We start from the raw sequence: 17867 nt of genomic DNA, 5'->3' as shown, positions 1-17867 counted from the left end.
GTATGGTATGTAGCGTGTCCTTTTAGATCATAGAAACGCAAAACAGATGAAGGAAAGTCGCTCGCAATGGAATTGACCAATCAACAGAAACAGGCGTTCTTTGAGCAGGGGTTTGTGAAGCTACCGGGCATCATTCCAACACCGTTGGTGCATGATGCGTTGCGCGCCATCAACCTCTCGCTGGGATCGAATGGGATGGATCCCGCGCAGTTGCCGACGCTACGTTCGCGTTCTTATTGTCCTGAGCTTCAGGAGTCGGGGGCTATTACGAATCTGCTCCACGCTTCGCCTCTGTGGAGCGTGGCCGAGTCGGCGATCGGGCAGGGGAACATCAAGCCGGTACGCTCGGGGCAGATCGCCCTGCGTTTCCCACAAGAGGGTCCTGAACGCATCGGTAAGCCCCACCTCGATGGGATGCATAGTCCTCTCAACGGGGTAAAGGAAGGGGTGATCGGGAATTTTACGGCCCTGCTCGGGGTCTTCTTGAGTGATATTCCGCACCCTTTTATGGGCAACTTTACGGTGTGGCCAGGGACTCATCGGCTCTACGAACAATACTTCCGTGAACATACGCCTCAAAGCCTGCTGCAGGGCATGCCGGACACGCCATTGCCAGAACCACAGCAGGTGACGGCCAGCGCTGGGGACGCTGCGCTGGTCCATTATCAGCTCGCGCATACCATCGCGGGCAATACCTCGCCATTCATTCGCTATGGTATCTTCTTCCGCCTTTCGCACATCGATCACGATGCCCTGCACTGGGAATGCATGACCGATATATGGCGCGAATGGCCAGGGATGAGCGACGTGGTCAGCGCGGCCGGCCGTTAACATAATGTTGTAGCGGCGACCCCTTGAGATCGTCGGGCTCCTGGTGGAGAATATCTCGCTCCATGCGATGCTTTTGGGGACGTGTGTGGTACGTTGGCGTGCGGGTACCACGTGGGCCGACGTGAAAGACAGGAGAAGCGGTATCGCGAGGGGACGTGGGCTGCCGTCGCTGGCGCTGGCAGCCCGGTCGACCGTTGAAGGTCGACTCTACACGGGCGTTCCTTTTTTCGGGGAGTACGTTCCTTTTTTCGGGGATGTTTCGGGGTTCTTGTTGCATTGCCTTTTGGCAAAAATGAATGGCGTCGATTCTTTTTGTTTATTTTTGTCTTTACCTATCGGATTGTATACCAGGGAATAGAGCCGTCGCCGGTTTTGTTTTCCTTTATGAGTGGAATATGTGGAAGAAGTGAGTGAAATATCTCGAATGAGAGTAACAATACACCATCCATTCTATGCAGCCTTTTTCCTACCTATGACCTATTTCAGGACCACTTGACGTCAAAGGAACAAGTATAGTAGTGTTATATGGAACGTTTGTTTGTATTAAAGCCCATAATGCTTCTGCTCAGGGACAGTGCATGCCCGCAATTCGGCCCTTGTGGCCAATGCACAACGGCATCGGAAACGAAGATCGTCGTCGTAGGTGCGCCCCTTGCGGGCGCTTGCCGCGAAGCGGCCTCGTACCCGGGCGCGCACGTTCCACTAACGATACCATCGCCCCTCTCAAAGGGGCGCCGGCGTAGTATGTTGAAAGCATTGGCCCTGTGGCCAGTCGCTCGTTGGACAGATAGCTATACTTGACAATATATACGTACATAAAGGCATCAAACGATATCATACAGGCAGACAGGCGTCTCTGCGGACAGTGTGTCTTTGTATTTATGAAAATAATCAGTTAGTAACGGGTGGTTTGAGAATATGCCCCAAGATAAGATCGTGATCCGTGGTGCCCGCGAGCACAACCTGAAGAATATCGATGTGACCATTCCCCGAGATCAACTCGTCGTTATTACGGGCCTGTCCGGTTCAGGTAAAAGTAGCCTGGCATTCGATACCATTTTCGCGGAGGGCCAGCGCCGCTATGTTGAGTCCCTCTCAGCGTACGCGCGCCAGTTCCTGGATAAGATGGATAAGCCCGATGTAGAGCATATCGATGGCCTCTCCCCGGCTATCTCTATCGATCAGAAGGGGGCCTCACATAACCCTCGCTCGACCGTGGGTACTGTCACGGAGATCTATGATTACCTGCGCTTGCTCTATGCGAGAATCGGACATCAGCACTGTCCTAAATGTGGGCGAGAAGTAAGCCAGCAGACGCTACAGCAGATCGTCGACGCGGTCCTGAGTCTGCCCGATGGTTCGCGCATCCTGTTGCTCGCTCCCCTGGTACAGGGGCGCAAGGGCGAATATAAGAATATCTTCGAGGAGATGCGCCGTTCAGGCTACGTTCGTGTGCGTGTGGATGGCAAGATTATGGATCTCAGCGATGAGATTGAGCTGGATAAGCAGAAGAAGCATACCATCGAGGTGGTGGTGGACCGTCTGATCATCCGCAAACAGAAGAAGCAGGCGGATGAAGATGGGCAGAATGGTAGCGCCCCACTGAAAAAAGTGGCGGAGCCAGCAGCCCTCTACAAGGTCAATGCCGCCAAAGAATCGCATGTGGATGAGAGCGGCATCGCAGAGCCGGCCATCGCGGCCATCGTACATGAAGAGGTAGATCCAGCCTTCCGCCAGCGCCTCTCTGATTCGCTGGAGACGACACTGAAGCTGGGCAACGGTGTGGTACTGGTCGCGGTAGTGGATGGTGAAGAGATCCTGTTCTCTGAGAAGGCTTCCTGCGTCTATTGCGGAATCAGCCTGCCAGAGATCGCGCCGCGCACATTCAGCTTTAATAGTCCACACGGAGCCTGTCCCACCTGCACAGGTCTGGGTACGCAGTTGGAGATCGATACCGAGCTGATCGTAACCAATCCCGATCTGAGCATTCTGCAGGGCGCGATCGCGCCGTGGAGCAAAGTGGTCAATGGCAGCCAGTGGTATATGGCAACCCTGGAGGCACTGGCCCGGCGCTATGAGTTCGATCTCAATAAACCATGGAAAGAGCTGAGCTCCGAGGTGCAGCAGAAGCTGCTCTACGGAGATGATGAGCCCCTGAGCATCCGCTATACGCCGCAGCATGGACATACCAAAACGTACACCACCAACTTTGAAGGGGTGATCCCTAATCTGGATCGGCGCTATAAGCAGACCGAGAGCGAGGGCGTACGCGAGGACATCGAGAATTATATGTCGGCTCGGGTGTGTCCCGATTGTCATGGGGCGCGTCTGAAGCCGGAGGCTCTGGCGGTCACGGTGGGTGGGCGCAACATCGTGCAGGTGACGCGCCTGGCCATCGCACGCACCCAGTCCTTCTTCCATGAGCTTGAGAATGGGACGGCCGAGGTAACGCCTCCGGTCACCCATGTGGTCGCCAACGGCAAAGGAAAGGGCAACGGCAAAAAAGCCACTGGCAACGGCTCCCTACTCGGCGATCCATTGACGCCGATCCCCACCAGGGGTCCTCTGCTGTTGAGCACCCTGAGTGAGCGCGAGCGCTTCATCGCGCGCCAGGTTCTTAAAGAGATCCGCGCGCGCATCCAGTTCTTGCTGGATGTCGGCCTGGACTATCTGACCCTGGATCGTTCAGCCACCAGCCTGTCTGGAGGCGAGGCACAGCGCATCCGCCTGGCCACGCAGATCGGCTCGGGCCTGATGGGCGTGCTCTACATCCTGGATGAGCCCAGCATTGGTCTACACCAGAGGGACAACGATCGGCTGATCCATACGCTGGAGCGGCTACGCAACCTGGGCAACACCCTGCTGGTGGTCGAGCATGATGAGGATACCATGCGCGCCGCCGACTATATCATTGATATCGGTCCGGGAGCCGGTGAGCACGGTGGACATGTGGTGGCTGTGGGCACCTATGATGAGATTGTGGCCAACACCAACTCGATCACGGGCGACTATCTCTCGCACCGGCGTCGCATCGAGATACCCCAGGAGCGCCGTGAGGGCAATGGCAACTCCCTGACGATTCGGGGCGCCAGGGAGAACAACCTGAAGAACGTGGATGTGAATATTCCGCTGGGCAAGTTTGTCGCCATCACCGGCGTATCGGGGTCCGGCAAGAGTACCTTGATCACCGATATCCTGTATCGCAAGCTCTCGCAGCACTTCTTCCGTGCCCACCAAAAGCCTGGTCAGCACGACAGCATCGAGGGGCTTGAGCACCTGGACAAGGTGATCGATATCGATCAGTCACCGATCGGCCGTACGCCACGTTCGAACCCGGCCACCTATACCAACGCCTTTACCAGCATTCGCGAACTGTTCGCCCAGGTTCCGGAGGCAAGGATACGTGGCTACCAGGCCGGACGCTTCTCCTTCAACGTCAAAGGTGGACGCTGTGAGGCCTGTCGCGGTGAAGGTATCGTCAAGATCGAGATGAACTTCCTGCCAGACGTCTACGTGCCGTGTGAGGTCTGTCAGGGCAAACGCTACAACCGCGAGGCGCTAGAGATCCACTACAAAGGCAAGACGATCTCAGACGTACTCGACATGACGGTGGAGGAGGCGCAGGACTTCTTCTCCAACGTGCCATCGATCCAGAACAAGATGAAGACCCTGTTCGATGTTGGTCTGGGCTACATGCGCCTGGGGCAGCCAGCCACCACTTTGTCAGGTGGGGAGGCGCAGCGCGTCAAGCTGGCTACCGAGCTCTCGCGTAGAGCCACCGGACGCACCATGTACATCCTGGACGAGCCAACGACGGGGCTGCACTTCGCTGACGTGGAACGTCTGCTGCATGTCCTGCAGCGCCTGGTAGACGCGGGCAACACCATCGTCGTCATCGAGCACAATCTGGATGTGATCAAGAGCGCCGACTGGCTGATCGACCTGGGACCTGAAGGTGGAGACGCCGGCGGCACCATTATCGCCGAGGGCACGCCTGAAGAGGTGGCGGCCAACAAAAAGTCGTATACCGGACACTTCTTGAAGCGCATGCTCAACGAAGAGGTCGAGAATAAGAGCCACCGCGTGCTGACCAGCGTCCCCAATTAGGACGCTGATCAGCACCCGTTGGTGCATGATCGCCCCCGCATAGGCGTCCGCATGCGCGGCCGCAACGGATTTTATAGAATGATGCAGCAGAAGCGCGAATGCGCTTCTGCTGCATCATTCTATAGTGAATTCCTGCTATACGCATATATTCGTTTTGTAATAATGCAACAGGAGCGCGGGTGCGCCCCTGTTGCATTATCCTATAATGGACTCCTGCTATGCTCAGATAGTTGTTTTGTGATCATGCAGCAGGGGCACTTTTACGAGGAAAGAGGTCGTGAAGGACCACTGTTGGCAACCTGTTCCGGATAGTGGGCGACCGAGTCTCCATTTTGACCGGGCTCTTGCTTGTCAGGAGGTCCATCCGTGACCGGGTCTTCGGTGATCGGTACGACGCTGGCAGGACCGTTTTTGCCGGGATCGGATTTGTCCAGCTTGATTGGCAGGCCGCGCTGTTGCTGGCGCGAGTCGATCCAGACGATCAGGCCGGCCATCACAAGCATGACCAGGATAATACCGATCAGCTTGAAGAAGTGGCCAAAGGAGAGGGCCAGCACACCAAAGAGGATGGTCAGGCCATAGAAGATATAGCAGATCTGCCTGACGCTCAGGCCGGTGGCCTGCAAGCGATAGTGGAGGTGGGTGCGATCATAGTGCAGAGGATGCTGGCCACGGCGCAGGCGGTTAATAATGACAATCGCCACATCCAGAATGGGAACTCCCAGCACCATCAACGCCAGGGCGATCTTGGCACCACCCATGATCGAGAGAACCGCTAGTGACAATCCTAAAAATTGCGAGCCGCTATCACCCATAAATATTTTGGCGGGATTCCAGTTATGCGGCAAAAATCCCAGCACGGCACCGGAAAAGATGGCGCATAATACGGCGATCGTATATTGCTGCAGGGCCCAGCTGGTAATGGCGATGCAGATCGCGGTAATCGCCACCACGCCCCCGGCTAATCCATCCAGGCCATCGATCAGGTTGACGGTATTCATCATCCCGACCATCCAGAACCAGGTGAAGATAACGGCGGGAATGGCCAGCAGGCGGATATCGGTGCTATTGATAAAGATGTTGACGGTACTGCCATGATAAAAAGGCACGACGCCGGTAGAGAGAGACTGAAAGGGATTGCCAAAGCCGAAGAGCAGCACGCCATTAAACTTGCCGTTGAAAAAGGGTCCCATCACAATAATGACCGCGAGGGTCTGGGCCAGCAATTTGGGCAGCGGCTTCAGGGGCCGCACATCATCATACGCATGCACCGCCACGATCAAAGTGGCAGCAGCCAGGAAGAGCCAGAAAATGATGATCTCTTTCTGCTGCAGATCGGGATTGTGGATGTAGAAGATCAACGCCGAGATGACAAAGGCGATGAAGATGGGCACACCACCCAATCGAGACACGGTATCCTGTTTGCGACCAGGCTCCGCCTTGCGCACCAGGGAGTAGCGCTTGCTTAATTTAATAACTACAAAGATCAGCAGATACGACACTATAAATGCGCAGATCGCGCCAGCCAGCAATAAAACCAGACTTACACTCGGGTGGTCCGCATGAATAATAGAGGTAGATAATAGCGAAAAGATTGGCTGGCTATATAGGACATGCGCCAGAACCATGAATATGCCCCCTAAAATGGTGGTAATAATATTACGATGGGAAAGCAACATTGCGCCCCATCAATGTGTCCAATTATACGCTTTCGTTAAGAAAACGCAAAGATGCGCCTTTTTCTTCGCCTGATTACAAATGTCCTGTTACGGCAGGCGAACGTGTACCAGGCGATCCCAGCCGGCGTAGTCTTTCTGACAATGGATAGCGGCCTGCGGCCAGAGTCCGTGGAGAAAGTGCGTCAGCGGTTCGCATTGTTGATAACCGATCTCCAACAGCATCACCCCTCCTCTTTTCAGGGTACCAGAAGTGTGTGCATCTTTGCAGAGTCGATACAAGAGGTCTAGCCCATGTGGGCCACTGAACAGGGCCAGCGGCGGCTCATAGTCCAGCACATCCGCGTTCATATCGCTCCGCTCATCCTCTCCAACATAGGGCAGATTGGCGAGTAGCACATCGACCGCTTCAGGTAAAGGCGCCAGTAGATCTCCCTCTAATAAACGCACGCGGTCTGTCATATGATGACGCACACAGTTCTGGCGCGTCACTTCAAGGGCCTCTGGAGAAATATCACAGGCATAGATATAGGGGAGGCGCAGTTCCGAGACCGCCACGCTGATGGGGATAGCGCCGCTACCGGTGCCGATATCGGCCACTACGGGGGCCATTCCGCTGGCGAGGCGCTGGTCGATCTCTTGCAGGGCCGCCTCCACCAGCAGCTCGGTTTCAGGGCGTGGGATAAGCACGCGCCGGTCCACCAGGAAATCCAGACCATAAAATCCTTTGTGGCCCACGATGTATGCCACCGGCTCATGGGCGCCGCGCCGCTGAAGATAGCTGTGGTAAAGCTGCTCTTGCTCACGTGTCAGCACCTGGTCGGGATAGGCCAGCAGGCGCGAACGATCCATTCCCAGCACTTCTCCCAGTAGCACCTGTGCCTCCAGGCGCGTTCCTTGAATATCGGCCCGGGCCAGAGTCTGTGCTCCCTGCGCCAATGCCTCCCGCAACGTTGTCATCTTCTTTTATCCCTAAACATTACAATGGTTGGCGACCAGCAAAGCCACCTTCAATGGGATGCCAGAACAGGATGCGTTCCTCATCCAACCGCCAGCATAGATAAATTTCTTTTCCATCGCGCAAGCTCAGAAAATCGATCAGTCCGCTATCGGGATCTTTGAGCTCACAATCATATCGTTGTAGCTCAAGCACGGCTTCGCGCAGGCTATCGGCCGCCTGTACCGCCTTCTCCTGCAGTTGCAAACTATGCTGCTGCAAATGATGACCATTATGCATGGCCCGCGCCTGAACCGTCATCAGCTCCTCCTCCAGCCACTGTATCCGCTGGCGAGCCTGCTGAATCCGCTTTAAGATGGGTAGAATCGCTGGTAGGAGCGCCTCGGCCTCCGCACGTGTAAAATAATGGGCCATCGAAACAACCACCTTTGCCAGAGTATATCATGATTTCGCCTACAACCATTACGCCATCTACACTGTGATCGTCAACAGGGCCGAAAAAATAGCCCCGTTAAAACGTATCTATTCCTATCAGATAGAATAACGTATGCTACTCAAATATGTAAGCGTAACCATCTTCATTTTGTGGTCAATCGTCGTGGTAGATAACGGATGATATAATAGGTCTGCCAATATAGACAAGGAGTCTCGGGATATGAACTTGTTTGGGAAGAAATCGAATGCGCCGGTGGAGAAGCGGCCAGATGGCCTGGATCGCCTGCCAGCCGGACAATATCTGACGAAGAAGTGGCCGGTCTTAAGCTATGAACGCACCCCGAGTGGGATACCGACCGATTGGAAGTTCAAGATCACCGGCCTGGTAGAGCAGCCGCTGGAGCTCAGCTGGGACGAATTCCTGGCCCTCCCACACACCACCATGACGTCGGACTTTCATTGCGTCACCACCTGGAGCCGCTACGATAACACCTGGGAGGGCGTGCATATCCGTGAGATCTTGCAGCGCGCCAAACCGCTGCCCGACGCCCACTTTGTGATGGCGCACTCATGGACCGGCTACACCACCAACCTTCCGTTGGAGAATCTGGACGACGACGATGTGATGATCGTCCTGAAGCATGATGGGCAGCCGCTGGAACCGGACCACGGCGGGCCGGTGCGCCTGCTGGTGCCCAAGCTGTATGCCTACAAGAGCGCCAAGTGGCTGGATGGCCTGGAATTTATGGAGCGTGATCGTCCCGGCTTCTGGGAGCAGCGCGGCTACCACAACCGTGCCAATCCCTGGAAAGAAGAACGTTACTGGTAGAAAACAAACGTGGTGGCCGCGCCGGCGCGGCCACCACGTTTGTTTTCTACCAGTAGCTATTTTATTTTTCTAGTGTGCTCTTACTGTTGCGCTCGCCGTCGTAGGTGAGCAGGATACGCTTGCCCTCGTAGACGGTCTCCAGGTGCACGGGACGGCCCCAGAGCATGTAGACATGCTGCAGGGTCTTCTCGGCATAGTTGAGATCCAGTTCCTGGCCTTCGAAGAGATGGGTGAGGTACAGTTCGCGATTGCCATGGTAATCGCCGTTATCGACCACCAGGTAGGGATGCCCAAAGTTGGTCATATTGGCCACAATGGTATCGCGCACCTTCTGCCAGTTCTTTTCGGCGATCACCCAATCATCGCCCTCTTTCTTGTACAGATAAAGGTCCAAATCCTTCACCAGGTCCTCGGTCAGGTAGTTGCGCAAGAACGAGACATCGTTATCCAGTTCACGCACCTCAAAGATCTTCTGCTTACCCTGGCCCGGCTTGCGGCCCAGCCGATCCTGCTCCTCGCGGGTAGGATTATCCCAACGTCGCTCGATATCCTCGAAGATTTTAAAACCGATGTAGTACGGATTGAGCGAGGTGCGCGAAGGTGTCAGGACGCCGGAGTGCAGCTGCGCGAACTCGACCGTCTCGGAGTCGGTAATAACCCCCGGTCACCCAGTTGACGCATGATGCGCGAATGCCAGATCGAAGCCCAACCCTCATTCATCACCTTGGTCTGCATCTGCGGGATAAAGTAGAGCATCTCGGTCCGCACAATCTCTATCACATCCCGTTGCCAGGGCTCCAGGTGCGGCGAGTGATGAATCAGGAACAGCAGAAGATCTTTCTCAGGCTTCTCTGGAAACTTTGGTGGCTTGCCAGGCTTGAGCTCGCGTTCCTCTTCCGCCCTCTTCGCCCGATCCTCCAGACCCCATATATCATCGAACTCGGTGCTGGGCGTCTTACTGCCCTCCTCAGCATCGGCGGGCGCTTCCCTGTTCAGCAAGAGATTATAATCGATGTGCTCCTGGATCGAGAGCACCGCGTCCAGGTAGCGCTCGACCTCATCCTTGCCATGATCGAATTCGTACTTGGCGATACGTTCAGCGTGTATACTGACCTTATCGATCATGCGGCGCGAGGTGTGCTGGAAGTAGGCATTATTTTTGAAGAAGTCGGTATGGCCAAAGACGTGAGCCGCCACAAAAGTATTTTGCAGCAAATTATTCATATCCATCAGGAAAGCATAGCTGGGATTTGTGTTGACCACCATCTCATAGATCTTGCTCAGCCCGAGATCATACTGCATCTTCTGCCGGTAAAACGCCTTCCCATGGGTCCAGTGGCTGAAGCGTCCCGGAAGGCTATAGGAGGCGAACTCATACATGATAGACGCAGGGACCAGCTCGAAATGCGTTGGAAAAGGATCGAGGCCAAATTTTCTGGCCTCTTCCCATGCTGCATCTATGCCATCGCGCAGGCGCTCAATGTCGCTATGAGCAACATTATTCATGCAAGAACCTCCTGAATCTACCTGCCTGGTACAGGATCACGCTGGGCAAAAAACTTGCGCAGCGCGGGATACACCTCTTTTTTATCCGATATGGTAACAGGAATGAACTTCTTGTCATTGATTTTGTTGTATGCCGACATCAACGTGCTGGGAGAACGATAGTGGCCCTCACGGATCTCGCCGTAGCCAAAGATGTTGCACTGCTCCATCAGCTTATTGACCAGCTGTACACAGCGATCATTATCCCAGGGCAGATTATCCCCATCCGAAAAGTGGAAAGGATAGATGTTCCAGTCGTTCGCATTGTAGCGCTCCTGAATGATCTGCAGCGCCAGCTCATAGGCCGAGGATACCTGGGTACCACCGCTCTCGCCTTTATGGAAGAACTCTTCTTCAGTCACCTCTTTAGCCTCGGTATGGTGACTGATAAAGACGATGTGCACATTGTTATATTTCGTACGCAGGAAACGCACCATCCAGAAGTAGAAGCTGCGCGCGATATACTTCTCAAACTCGCCCATCGAGCCTGAAACGTCCATCATAGCGATCACGACGGCGTTCGACTGATATTTAATGGTGGGCTCCCAGACCTTGAAGCGCAGGTCGTCAGATTTAATATCCTTAAACTCGGGCTCGCCCTTGGCCGCGTTGCGCTTGATATTCTCCATAATCGTGCGCTTCTTATCCAGGTTGGCCATGGCCCCCTTCTTGCGCACATCGGTGAAGCGGACCGCCTCGGTCTGCATCTCCTGCTGCCGCTTCTGCTCTAGATTGGGCAGGCCGAGATCCTCAAAGATAAGAGCCGCCAGTTCTTCCATTGAGATCTCTGCTTCATAGTAATCGTAACCAGCCTCTTTACCCGCTTCCCCTTTTTTACCCTTACCCGGTTTCGGCTCCTGCGCGACGACGTCGCCTACTTTACTCTTGCCGTTGCCCTGACCGGCGTGCTGCTGCCGACCAAAATCATAGCGGAAATTATATTCTTCAAGCGAGCGGATCGGGATGCGGACGTTTTTTTTGCCATCGGAGAGGATAATGCTTTCTTCGCTGACAATATCGCCAAGATTCTTCTTGACCGCTTCGCGGATCTTTTCTTTGTGGCGCTCCTGGTCGATCTGACCCTTGCGGTGCAATGACCAATCATGTTGGGAGACAGACATGGATGATTTTCTCCTTGCTACTATGAGACAACTCGGGCGGAAGGCGCTTCAACCGTTGGAAGCTCGTCGCTGAACCGCCAACGGTTCCCGGCGCATTCCACGCTGATCATCCGGCATCTGAACGAGACGCGATTACCGATTTAAGAGGCTGCCAGTGTAGCGGAGAAGCTCGTTAGCGCTCTCGTAGGTGTAGCCCTGCTCGGCCACCAGGCGCTCAATAACTTCATTGATTTTCCGCAACTGTTCTTTGTCTGGAGTGCGGGTTGAGGTCGTAATCTTGACGACGTCGCGCAGGTCGGCAAACAACTTCTTTTCGATGGCCTCTTTCAGGCGCTCATGGCTGGTATAGTCAAAGGTCATACCTTTGCGGGCCAGTGAAGAAATGCGGATCAGGATCTCTTCGCGGAACGAGCGCTTGGCGTTCTCCGATACCCCGATCTGCTCCTCAATTGAGCGCATCAGATGCTCATCGGGCTCCATCTCTTCGTCGGTAATAGGATCGCGTAACTTGGTTTTATTGCAATACGATTCCACGTTATCGAGGTAATTATTGAGCATGGTACGGGCCGACTCTTCATAAGAGTAGACAAAGGCACGCTGGACCTCTTTTTTGGCGATCTCATCGTACTCTTTGCGAGCCTCGCTGATAAAGTTGAGGTAGCGCTCGCGCTCTTCGCGGGTAATGCTGGTATGCTGATCCAGGCCATCGCGCAGCGCGCGCAACGCATCAATGGGACTGATATAGGTGACATTATTTTTGATCAAAGCATTGGACAGGCGGTTGATGACGTAGCGCGGGGAGATACCATCCATGCCTTCGCGCACCGCCTCATCCTGCAGTTCGCGCACATCCTTCTGCTTGAAGTCCTCCATGTCCTCACCATCATAGAGTTTGAGCTTCTTCATCAAACTCATTCCAGCTTTCTTCGATGGCTCCAGACGGGTCAGAAGAGCAAAGATACTGGCGATCCGCAAGGTATAAGGAGCGATATGCACGTTTTGCAGCGCGCTCTGCTTGAGCAGCTTTTCGTAGATCTTGACCTCATCGGAGACGCGCAGGTTATAGGGAACCTTCACCAGAATGATGCGGTCCTGCAACGCTTCCGACTTCTTGTTGCCGACGAACGCCTGATACTCATGCTCATTGGTGTGGCTCACCACCACCTCATCGGCATAGATCATGCTGAAGCGGCCGGTCTTAATATTCTGCTCCTGGCTCAGGGTCAACAGAACATAAAGGAACTTCTCGTCCGTTTTGAGCATCTCGACGAACTCCATCACGCCGCGATTAGCGATATTGAGCTCACCGTCAAAACGGTATGCACGTGGATCACTTTCAACGCCCACTTCACCGATCGTGGACAGGTCGATACCACCCACCAGTTCACTGATATCCTGGCTCTTAGGATCGGACGGGGTAAACGTACCCACACCGATACGATATTTCTCGCTAAAGGTAATGCGCTTCAAAGGCACTTCTTCGATGCGACCACGATACTGGTTATCTACCATATAGCGGCAATGGGGACACAAATCGCCCTCGATATAGATACCAAACTCTTTTTCCACATCGCCACGTAGCTCATATGGAATCAAATGCAGGGGCTCTTCGTGCATCGGGCAATCTTTAATCGCATAGATCGCACCTTCTGGTGTGCGACTGTATGCTTCCAGCCCACGCTTCATCAATTGAACAATCGTCGACTTACCGCCGCCGACAGGACCCATCAGCAAAAGGATACGTTTACGAACCTCCAGACGCTGAGCAGCGGAATGGAAGTAATCCACAATTTGCTGAAGCGGCTTCTCAATGCCAAAGATCTCGTCACTAAAGAATTTGTAGCGCGTCTCTCCCGTGCGGGTCGTATCCACGCCCGCATCGATAATCATGTGATAAATGCGTTCATGAGAAAGTCGAGCTACCGCTGGCTGCTTACAGGCTATCTCGAAGTATTCCGCGAAGGTCCCTTCCCACATGAGCTCACGCTCACGGTCCCGGTATTCTTCTAACCGCTTCACCAGATCCATAGTTCATCCTCTCTGTGTATAACTAGTAGTGTATGAAGTATGGGTCATAGCTTCCCTTCCTGGGCACTTCTACACTACGCTTTTTGACTGCTGCTACGTTGTACGAACCAGAAAACGCACTACGTGACCGGGAAAATTCAAGAGGAGAAAGGGTAACAATGAGAGTATCGTCTGCATACGTGTTTTATCCAGCATCCCACGCTCCATATCGGAGTAAAAAGACCAAAAGGGCCGGATTCTTGCTCGTTGTTCCTAACGAGAAAACCAGCCCTTTCTACTTTTATGAGGATAATATTTAAATGTAAATCTGTGATACTCTTTGTCCAACCCTTAGATCGAATGTGTTGGGACAACGTTGAGAGTTGCATCATGTCGATGCTCCTACACTGTTTCAATCGGCCCTTTCTCACTTCAGGTATCAGGCAAGAGATGAATGCTGCCAACGATTGAAAGTGCTATACCCATCCGCCCATGCTACTGCCGCCACTGGTCCCATTATCGAATAGGGTATAAGCTCATTATAGCATATTTTCTTGTCCCTTGAGAAGGGGTCAAGCTTGCAGTTTAAAGAACTGTTAAAAAGTTTCCTTTCTATCACGCATTGCGCCAGGTTAAGGTAACGGCTTCACCCCGACCGATATTGAGTAACGTGGCCGCTGAAGCGTTACGCATGGCAATAGCTATATAGCCCGAGCTATCGACGTACAGAAATGGCTGTGTATCATCTCCCTGATCCGAGAAGAAGCGCCGGCGCTCGCTGATGATACGCTGCTTTGCGGGTAGCAGGAGGCGCACCAGCGGCCAATCGAAGAAGTCCGGAAGCATGGCAAGGGCGATGGAGGTCACCAGGTTCCCGAAGTGATCAACATAGGCGACTTCAGCCTCGATGCGATCAGACTTCTGGACCGGCTGGGGTAGATCCAGGCGGCGCAATAAGTCAGCTGGCACCGGCTCGCCCAGCTCTGACAGCTGACGACCGGCGGCGATATGCGCGCCGACCGGAGAAAAGAGGTCTCGTCCCTGAAAGGTCGCACTGACGGTGGGAAGATGAAACGCGGGATTGATCAGCTTGACCGCGGCGTGGACGGGCTGCTCGGCCAGCACAAAATGGAACAGACCGTTATCGGGTCCCACAAAGTACCAATCACCGGCGTGGATCGCCACCGCGTCCCGCGTGCTCCCCACGCCCGGATCGACCACGCACACAAACACACTGCCGGCGGGAAAATAGCGGTAGGCCGCTCCCAGAACCCACGCCCCAGCCGACACATCCTGTGGCGGAATCTCATGGGTCAGATCGATAAACGTCGCCCCCGGCGCGATGCGCGCCATCACCCCCTTCATCACCCCGACAAAGTTATCGCGTATCCCAAAATCCGTTAGCAACGCAATCACCGGAGAAGTCCCCTGTTGCATAGCACTATAGTCCTTCCTGGAAATCTAAAAAACTTTCGCAGTACATCCCAGATTAATATACACCCTGCAAAATTGTTCTTGTGTGGTGCAGAAAATGGTCGGCCTGGCCGACCATTTTCTGCACCACACAAGAAAGAACTTGATTGATGCCGTAGTCATCACCTGAATAGTTATCCCTGATAGGGATAATCGCATAAAGCAAAAGTTTACATTTGCATGCAGGATAGTGGTCTTTTTTTCCGATGGTCCATGAATCGTCTTACTTTTGTCTTATCTTCATGAAATTCTAGGAAATATATGCTATACTAACCCGGAATACAGTCGCGGCGCGGCACACGACAGAGCGCAACAGGGCTCCCACAGCCTGTCACACCATATTCTTCCTCTGCATAGTGTGTGCTTCCTTCCGTGCCTGTAAGGTAGGGGTATAGGCACAGGAGGCTTTGATGGACAGTGTTGTAGAGTCAAGCGAGCACATATTGAAACTTACCCCTGTGAACTCAGTTTCCATGCGATTAGCAACTGGAGTGATACAGGTATGAATATTAGTACGGGTGGACCACACACCCTTCTTTTTGAACGAGATCAACAGTTTGCCACACTACTTGGCAGTGAATTGCAGTTAGCGGGGTATACCAATCATACGGCCCGTACCGCCGTTGAGGTTTTTGATGCCATTGCTCGCTATCCTATTCGACTGGTAATGGTGAATCTTGCCCAGGCCGCAGCCGCCCGCAGAGAGTTCTGGGTCGCCCTGGAGACTCAGCGCCGTGACCGCAAGGTGCAGGTGCTTACCTTTGTCTGTACCAACCTGGCCGGTTATGGTCCCCGTGACATGGAAGATCATGCTCCCCACAGCAACGCGGACATGGAGGTAGATGGCATGCAGGGCCTGATGGACCTGGTTGACGCGGTACGCAGCCGTGTGCCGAGCGCGACCATTCAGATGGACATGAATCATACGCAGCCCCGGATGCCGCGTTTCTCATCTCTTGCCACATCAGCCACCAGTCAGAGTCTAAATCAAGCAGGCAATGCCTTCGCCACATCATTACCATCAGATACAGGCTCCATCCCGACCCCTGCCCGAACAGCCAATGCAACGTCCTTGCCGCAAACGCCAATGAACCATTCCATCACCTCTGCGCAGCCGGCGCTAAAAAATGGGACCCTCAATCAGAATCATATGCCCTCGCCAGCTACGGGCCTCCCTGGCTCGAATCAGCCTTCTTACAGCGAAAAAATTCGCGCGGTCCTCTATCCCAATCAGCGTACCTGGAATTCACAGGATTCCGCGGGGCAACAGGCACCGCAGGAAACCAGAGACAGCAGGGAACCGATCAATCCTTCGCCCGTAGCCAGTGCGCCCGCCGCGCCGGTTGCCAATAACGATGCCCCGGTCCTCCAGCGCCTGGCCAGTGGTCAGTCAAACTACGAGGGCTCAAATGAATCGGGGCTCGCCCAGCTCTCACGCATGGTCCAGGGGTTCCGCTCCACCAATCGCGAGGAGTCCGCACCCGCGCCAATCACGCACACGGTCTCAACAACCTATGTGCCAACGATTCCGACTCAGCCACAAGGAGCCACGCAGTGGGCGCCAGTCAATCCAACCAGGTACACCATACCTATCGAGAGCAGGGATGCGCACCCCGGCCAGATCAACAGATATACGCAGCAGCCAGAGGTCGGCAATCCCACCACGCCACACGCGGCAGTGCCAACCGCCTCTCCCTATTCGACGCCTGACACCATACGCGAGCGTGAGCAGCGCCAGGAACAGCCCGTCCAGACGGAGAAGACATACCCAACGCCAGTAGCACCGGCGGCGCGTCTCGCCCCATCGGAAGAAAAAATAGGCACCCAGCCGTTGCGCGCCTCCCCCATTCAGGATATGCCTATCGAACGTACCGTCACGGGACCCGCCATTGGCGAGGCCGCCCGCAGACCAGACGTGCTCTCACGCACCAACTATGGTCCGCAAACCGCCCATCAGCTCGCGGTCCATGTAAACAAACAGGCCACGTCCCCGCAACTGGCATCTATTTCCACGCCCGTGCCGCCGGCCACTGCACCGATCAGCAAGATCGCGGTGCCGCTCTTCACGCCAGAAGTGGAAAAAGAGCCGCTCAGCCCGGCCGCCACCAGGTATGAGCCGAGAGTCAGTCAGAATACCCGGCCGGCTCCTCCTGTCGCGGAGCCGGTAACAACCAGAGGATACGAGACCAGCCATCAGCCTTCAGTAGCTCCCACAGAGCCGGAGCCAGAGAGGCGATCGGCACCAGTGCCCGAGGAACCGCTGGCTAGCAGCCAGCCAGCAACGGCCACACGCGAGGAAATGGCAGCACCCATCCAGCCCGCGCGGGAAGAAAAGAAAAATAGCCATACCATCAATGTGCCTGACGACCTGGCAGAAAGCATGACCACCAACAACGCGGTCCTACTGGATATCGTCCAGAGCCTTCCTCCCATGCCAGCACTGACAGAACAACAGACGAACAACAATGTACAGCCTCAGGTGCTCAATGGTCGGGTCACGCGCTCGCTCAACAAGGTACTACTCGATGGGCACCTTGTACCACAGGACCGCCTGGAGGTTGCTCAAAATATACAGAGGATGTTACGTGGTGTGGATTTAAATTATCAACTTGGTGAAATATTGCTTATGTTTAAATTACTTACGCCCGATCAATTATTGGCCGCCAGCCTGGTCAGCTATGGATTGATTACAACCACTCAGATCAGTGCTCTGGGCCGCATCCGTCAGGAGCTCCATTCAATGGGATTGGAATACGATCTGGAAAATCTGCTGATCCTGTTCAGAATTTTGACACCCGAACAGCTGCGCGAGGTGCGCACCAGCATTCAAAGCTAAAGAACGTCTGAATAACAAGAAAAGCGCGTTTTTAACGCGCTTTTCTTGT

General features: G+C 54.4%; 11 protein-coding genes and 1 pseudogene. 4 read left to right on the top strand and 8 right to left on the bottom strand.

Annotated elements, in window-relative coordinates; translation table 11 throughout:
• The first annotated feature begins 66 nt into the window (after nucleotides 1-66).
• Entirely contained in the window at nucleotides 67-831 is a 765-nt protein-coding gene (locus AABA21_RS27805) for a phytanoyl-CoA dioxygenase family protein (RefSeq protein WP_338255236.1), read from the top strand.
• On the opposite strand, the gene AABA21_RS27800 is transcribed toward AABA21_RS27805, so the two are convergent.
• On the bottom strand, nucleotides 812-1108 hold the full coding sequence (locus AABA21_RS27800) for a hypothetical protein (RefSeq protein ID WP_338255235.1): 297 nt from the start codon (nucleotides 1106-1108) through the stop codon (nucleotides 812-814). The two genes, AABA21_RS27805 and AABA21_RS27800, sit on opposite strands and share 20 nt — an antisense overlap.
• A gap of 641 nt (nucleotides 1109-1749) precedes the next feature.
• Between AABA21_RS27800 and uvrA the strand changes: the two genes are divergently transcribed.
• The gene (uvrA, locus tag AABA21_RS27795; RefSeq protein WP_338255234.1) at nucleotides 1750-4938 is read left to right on the top strand and encodes an excinuclease ABC subunit UvrA; all 3189 of its coding nucleotides are present in this window, start codon (nucleotides 1750-1752) and stop codon (nucleotides 4936-4938) included.
• Nucleotides 4939-5198: 260 nt separating this feature from the next.
• Here the strand turns inward: uvrA and AABA21_RS27790 are convergent, their stop codons facing one another.
• The 3 genes from AABA21_RS27790 to AABA21_RS27780 all read right to left on the bottom strand — a co-directional run bounded on the left by AABA21_RS27790 (nucleotide 5199) and on the right by AABA21_RS27780 (nucleotide 7986).
• Complete coding sequence (locus AABA21_RS27790) at nucleotides 5199-6566, bottom strand: glycosyltransferase family 4 protein (protein WP_338255233.1); 1368 nt, start codon at nucleotides 6564-6566, stop codon at nucleotides 5199-5201.
• 138 nt (nucleotides 6567-6704) lie between these two features.
• Nucleotides 6705-7574, bottom strand: coding sequence for a peptide chain release factor N(5)-glutamine methyltransferase (gene prmC, locus AABA21_RS27785; protein ID WP_338255232.1), 870 nt, complete (start codon nucleotides 7572-7574; stop codon nucleotides 6705-6707).
• Nucleotides 7575-7593: 19 nt separating this feature from the next.
• Nucleotides 7594-7986, bottom strand: coding sequence for a DUF2203 domain-containing protein (locus AABA21_RS27780; RefSeq protein WP_338255231.1), 393 nt, complete (start codon nucleotides 7984-7986; stop codon nucleotides 7594-7596).
• Between the two features lie 241 nt (nucleotides 7987-8227).
• Here AABA21_RS27780 and AABA21_RS27775 point away from each other — a divergent pair, with 241 nt between their 5' ends.
• On the top strand, nucleotides 8228-8836 hold the full coding sequence (locus AABA21_RS27775) for a sulfite oxidase-like oxidoreductase (RefSeq protein WP_338255230.1): 609 nt from the start codon (nucleotides 8228-8230) through the stop codon (nucleotides 8834-8836).
• A gap of 61 nt (nucleotides 8837-8897) precedes the next feature.
• Here the strand turns inward: AABA21_RS27775 and AABA21_RS39530 are convergent.
• From AABA21_RS39530 to AABA21_RS27750, 4 genes and pseudogenes are all read right to left on the bottom strand, one after another.
• Nucleotides 8898-10342: pseudogene (locus AABA21_RS39530) on the bottom strand (SpoVR family protein).
• A 17-nt stretch (nucleotides 10343-10359) separates the two neighbouring features.
• Nucleotides 10360-11502: a sporulation protein YhbH gene (yhbH, locus tag AABA21_RS27760; protein WP_338255226.1), complete on the bottom strand. Its 1143-nt coding sequence runs from the start codon at nucleotides 11500-11502 to the stop codon at nucleotides 10360-10362.
• A gap of 132 nt (nucleotides 11503-11634) precedes the next feature.
• Nucleotides 11635-13530 (bottom strand): PrkA family serine protein kinase, encoded by a 1896-nt coding sequence (locus AABA21_RS27755; protein WP_338255224.1) that lies wholly within the window; start codon nucleotides 13528-13530, stop codon nucleotides 11635-11637.
• A gap of 594 nt (nucleotides 13531-14124) precedes the next feature.
• Nucleotides 14125-14946, bottom strand: coding sequence for an SAM hydrolase/SAM-dependent halogenase family protein (locus tag AABA21_RS27750; protein ID WP_338255222.1), 822 nt, complete (start codon nucleotides 14944-14946; stop codon nucleotides 14125-14127).
• A 538-nt stretch (nucleotides 14947-15484) separates the two neighbouring features.
• Between AABA21_RS27750 and AABA21_RS27745 the strand changes: the two genes are divergently transcribed.
• On the top strand, nucleotides 15485-17818 hold the full coding sequence (locus tag AABA21_RS27745; protein ID WP_338255221.1) for a hypothetical protein: 2334 nt from the start codon (nucleotides 15485-15487) through the stop codon (nucleotides 17816-17818).
• The last annotated feature ends 49 nt before the right edge of the window (nucleotides 17819-17867 follow it).

The sequence above is a fragment of the Dictyobacter halimunensis genome, assembly GCF_036245075.1.
Note: the sequence above shows the minus strand (reverse complement) of the source record. Positions and strands in the feature narration are given on the sequence as shown.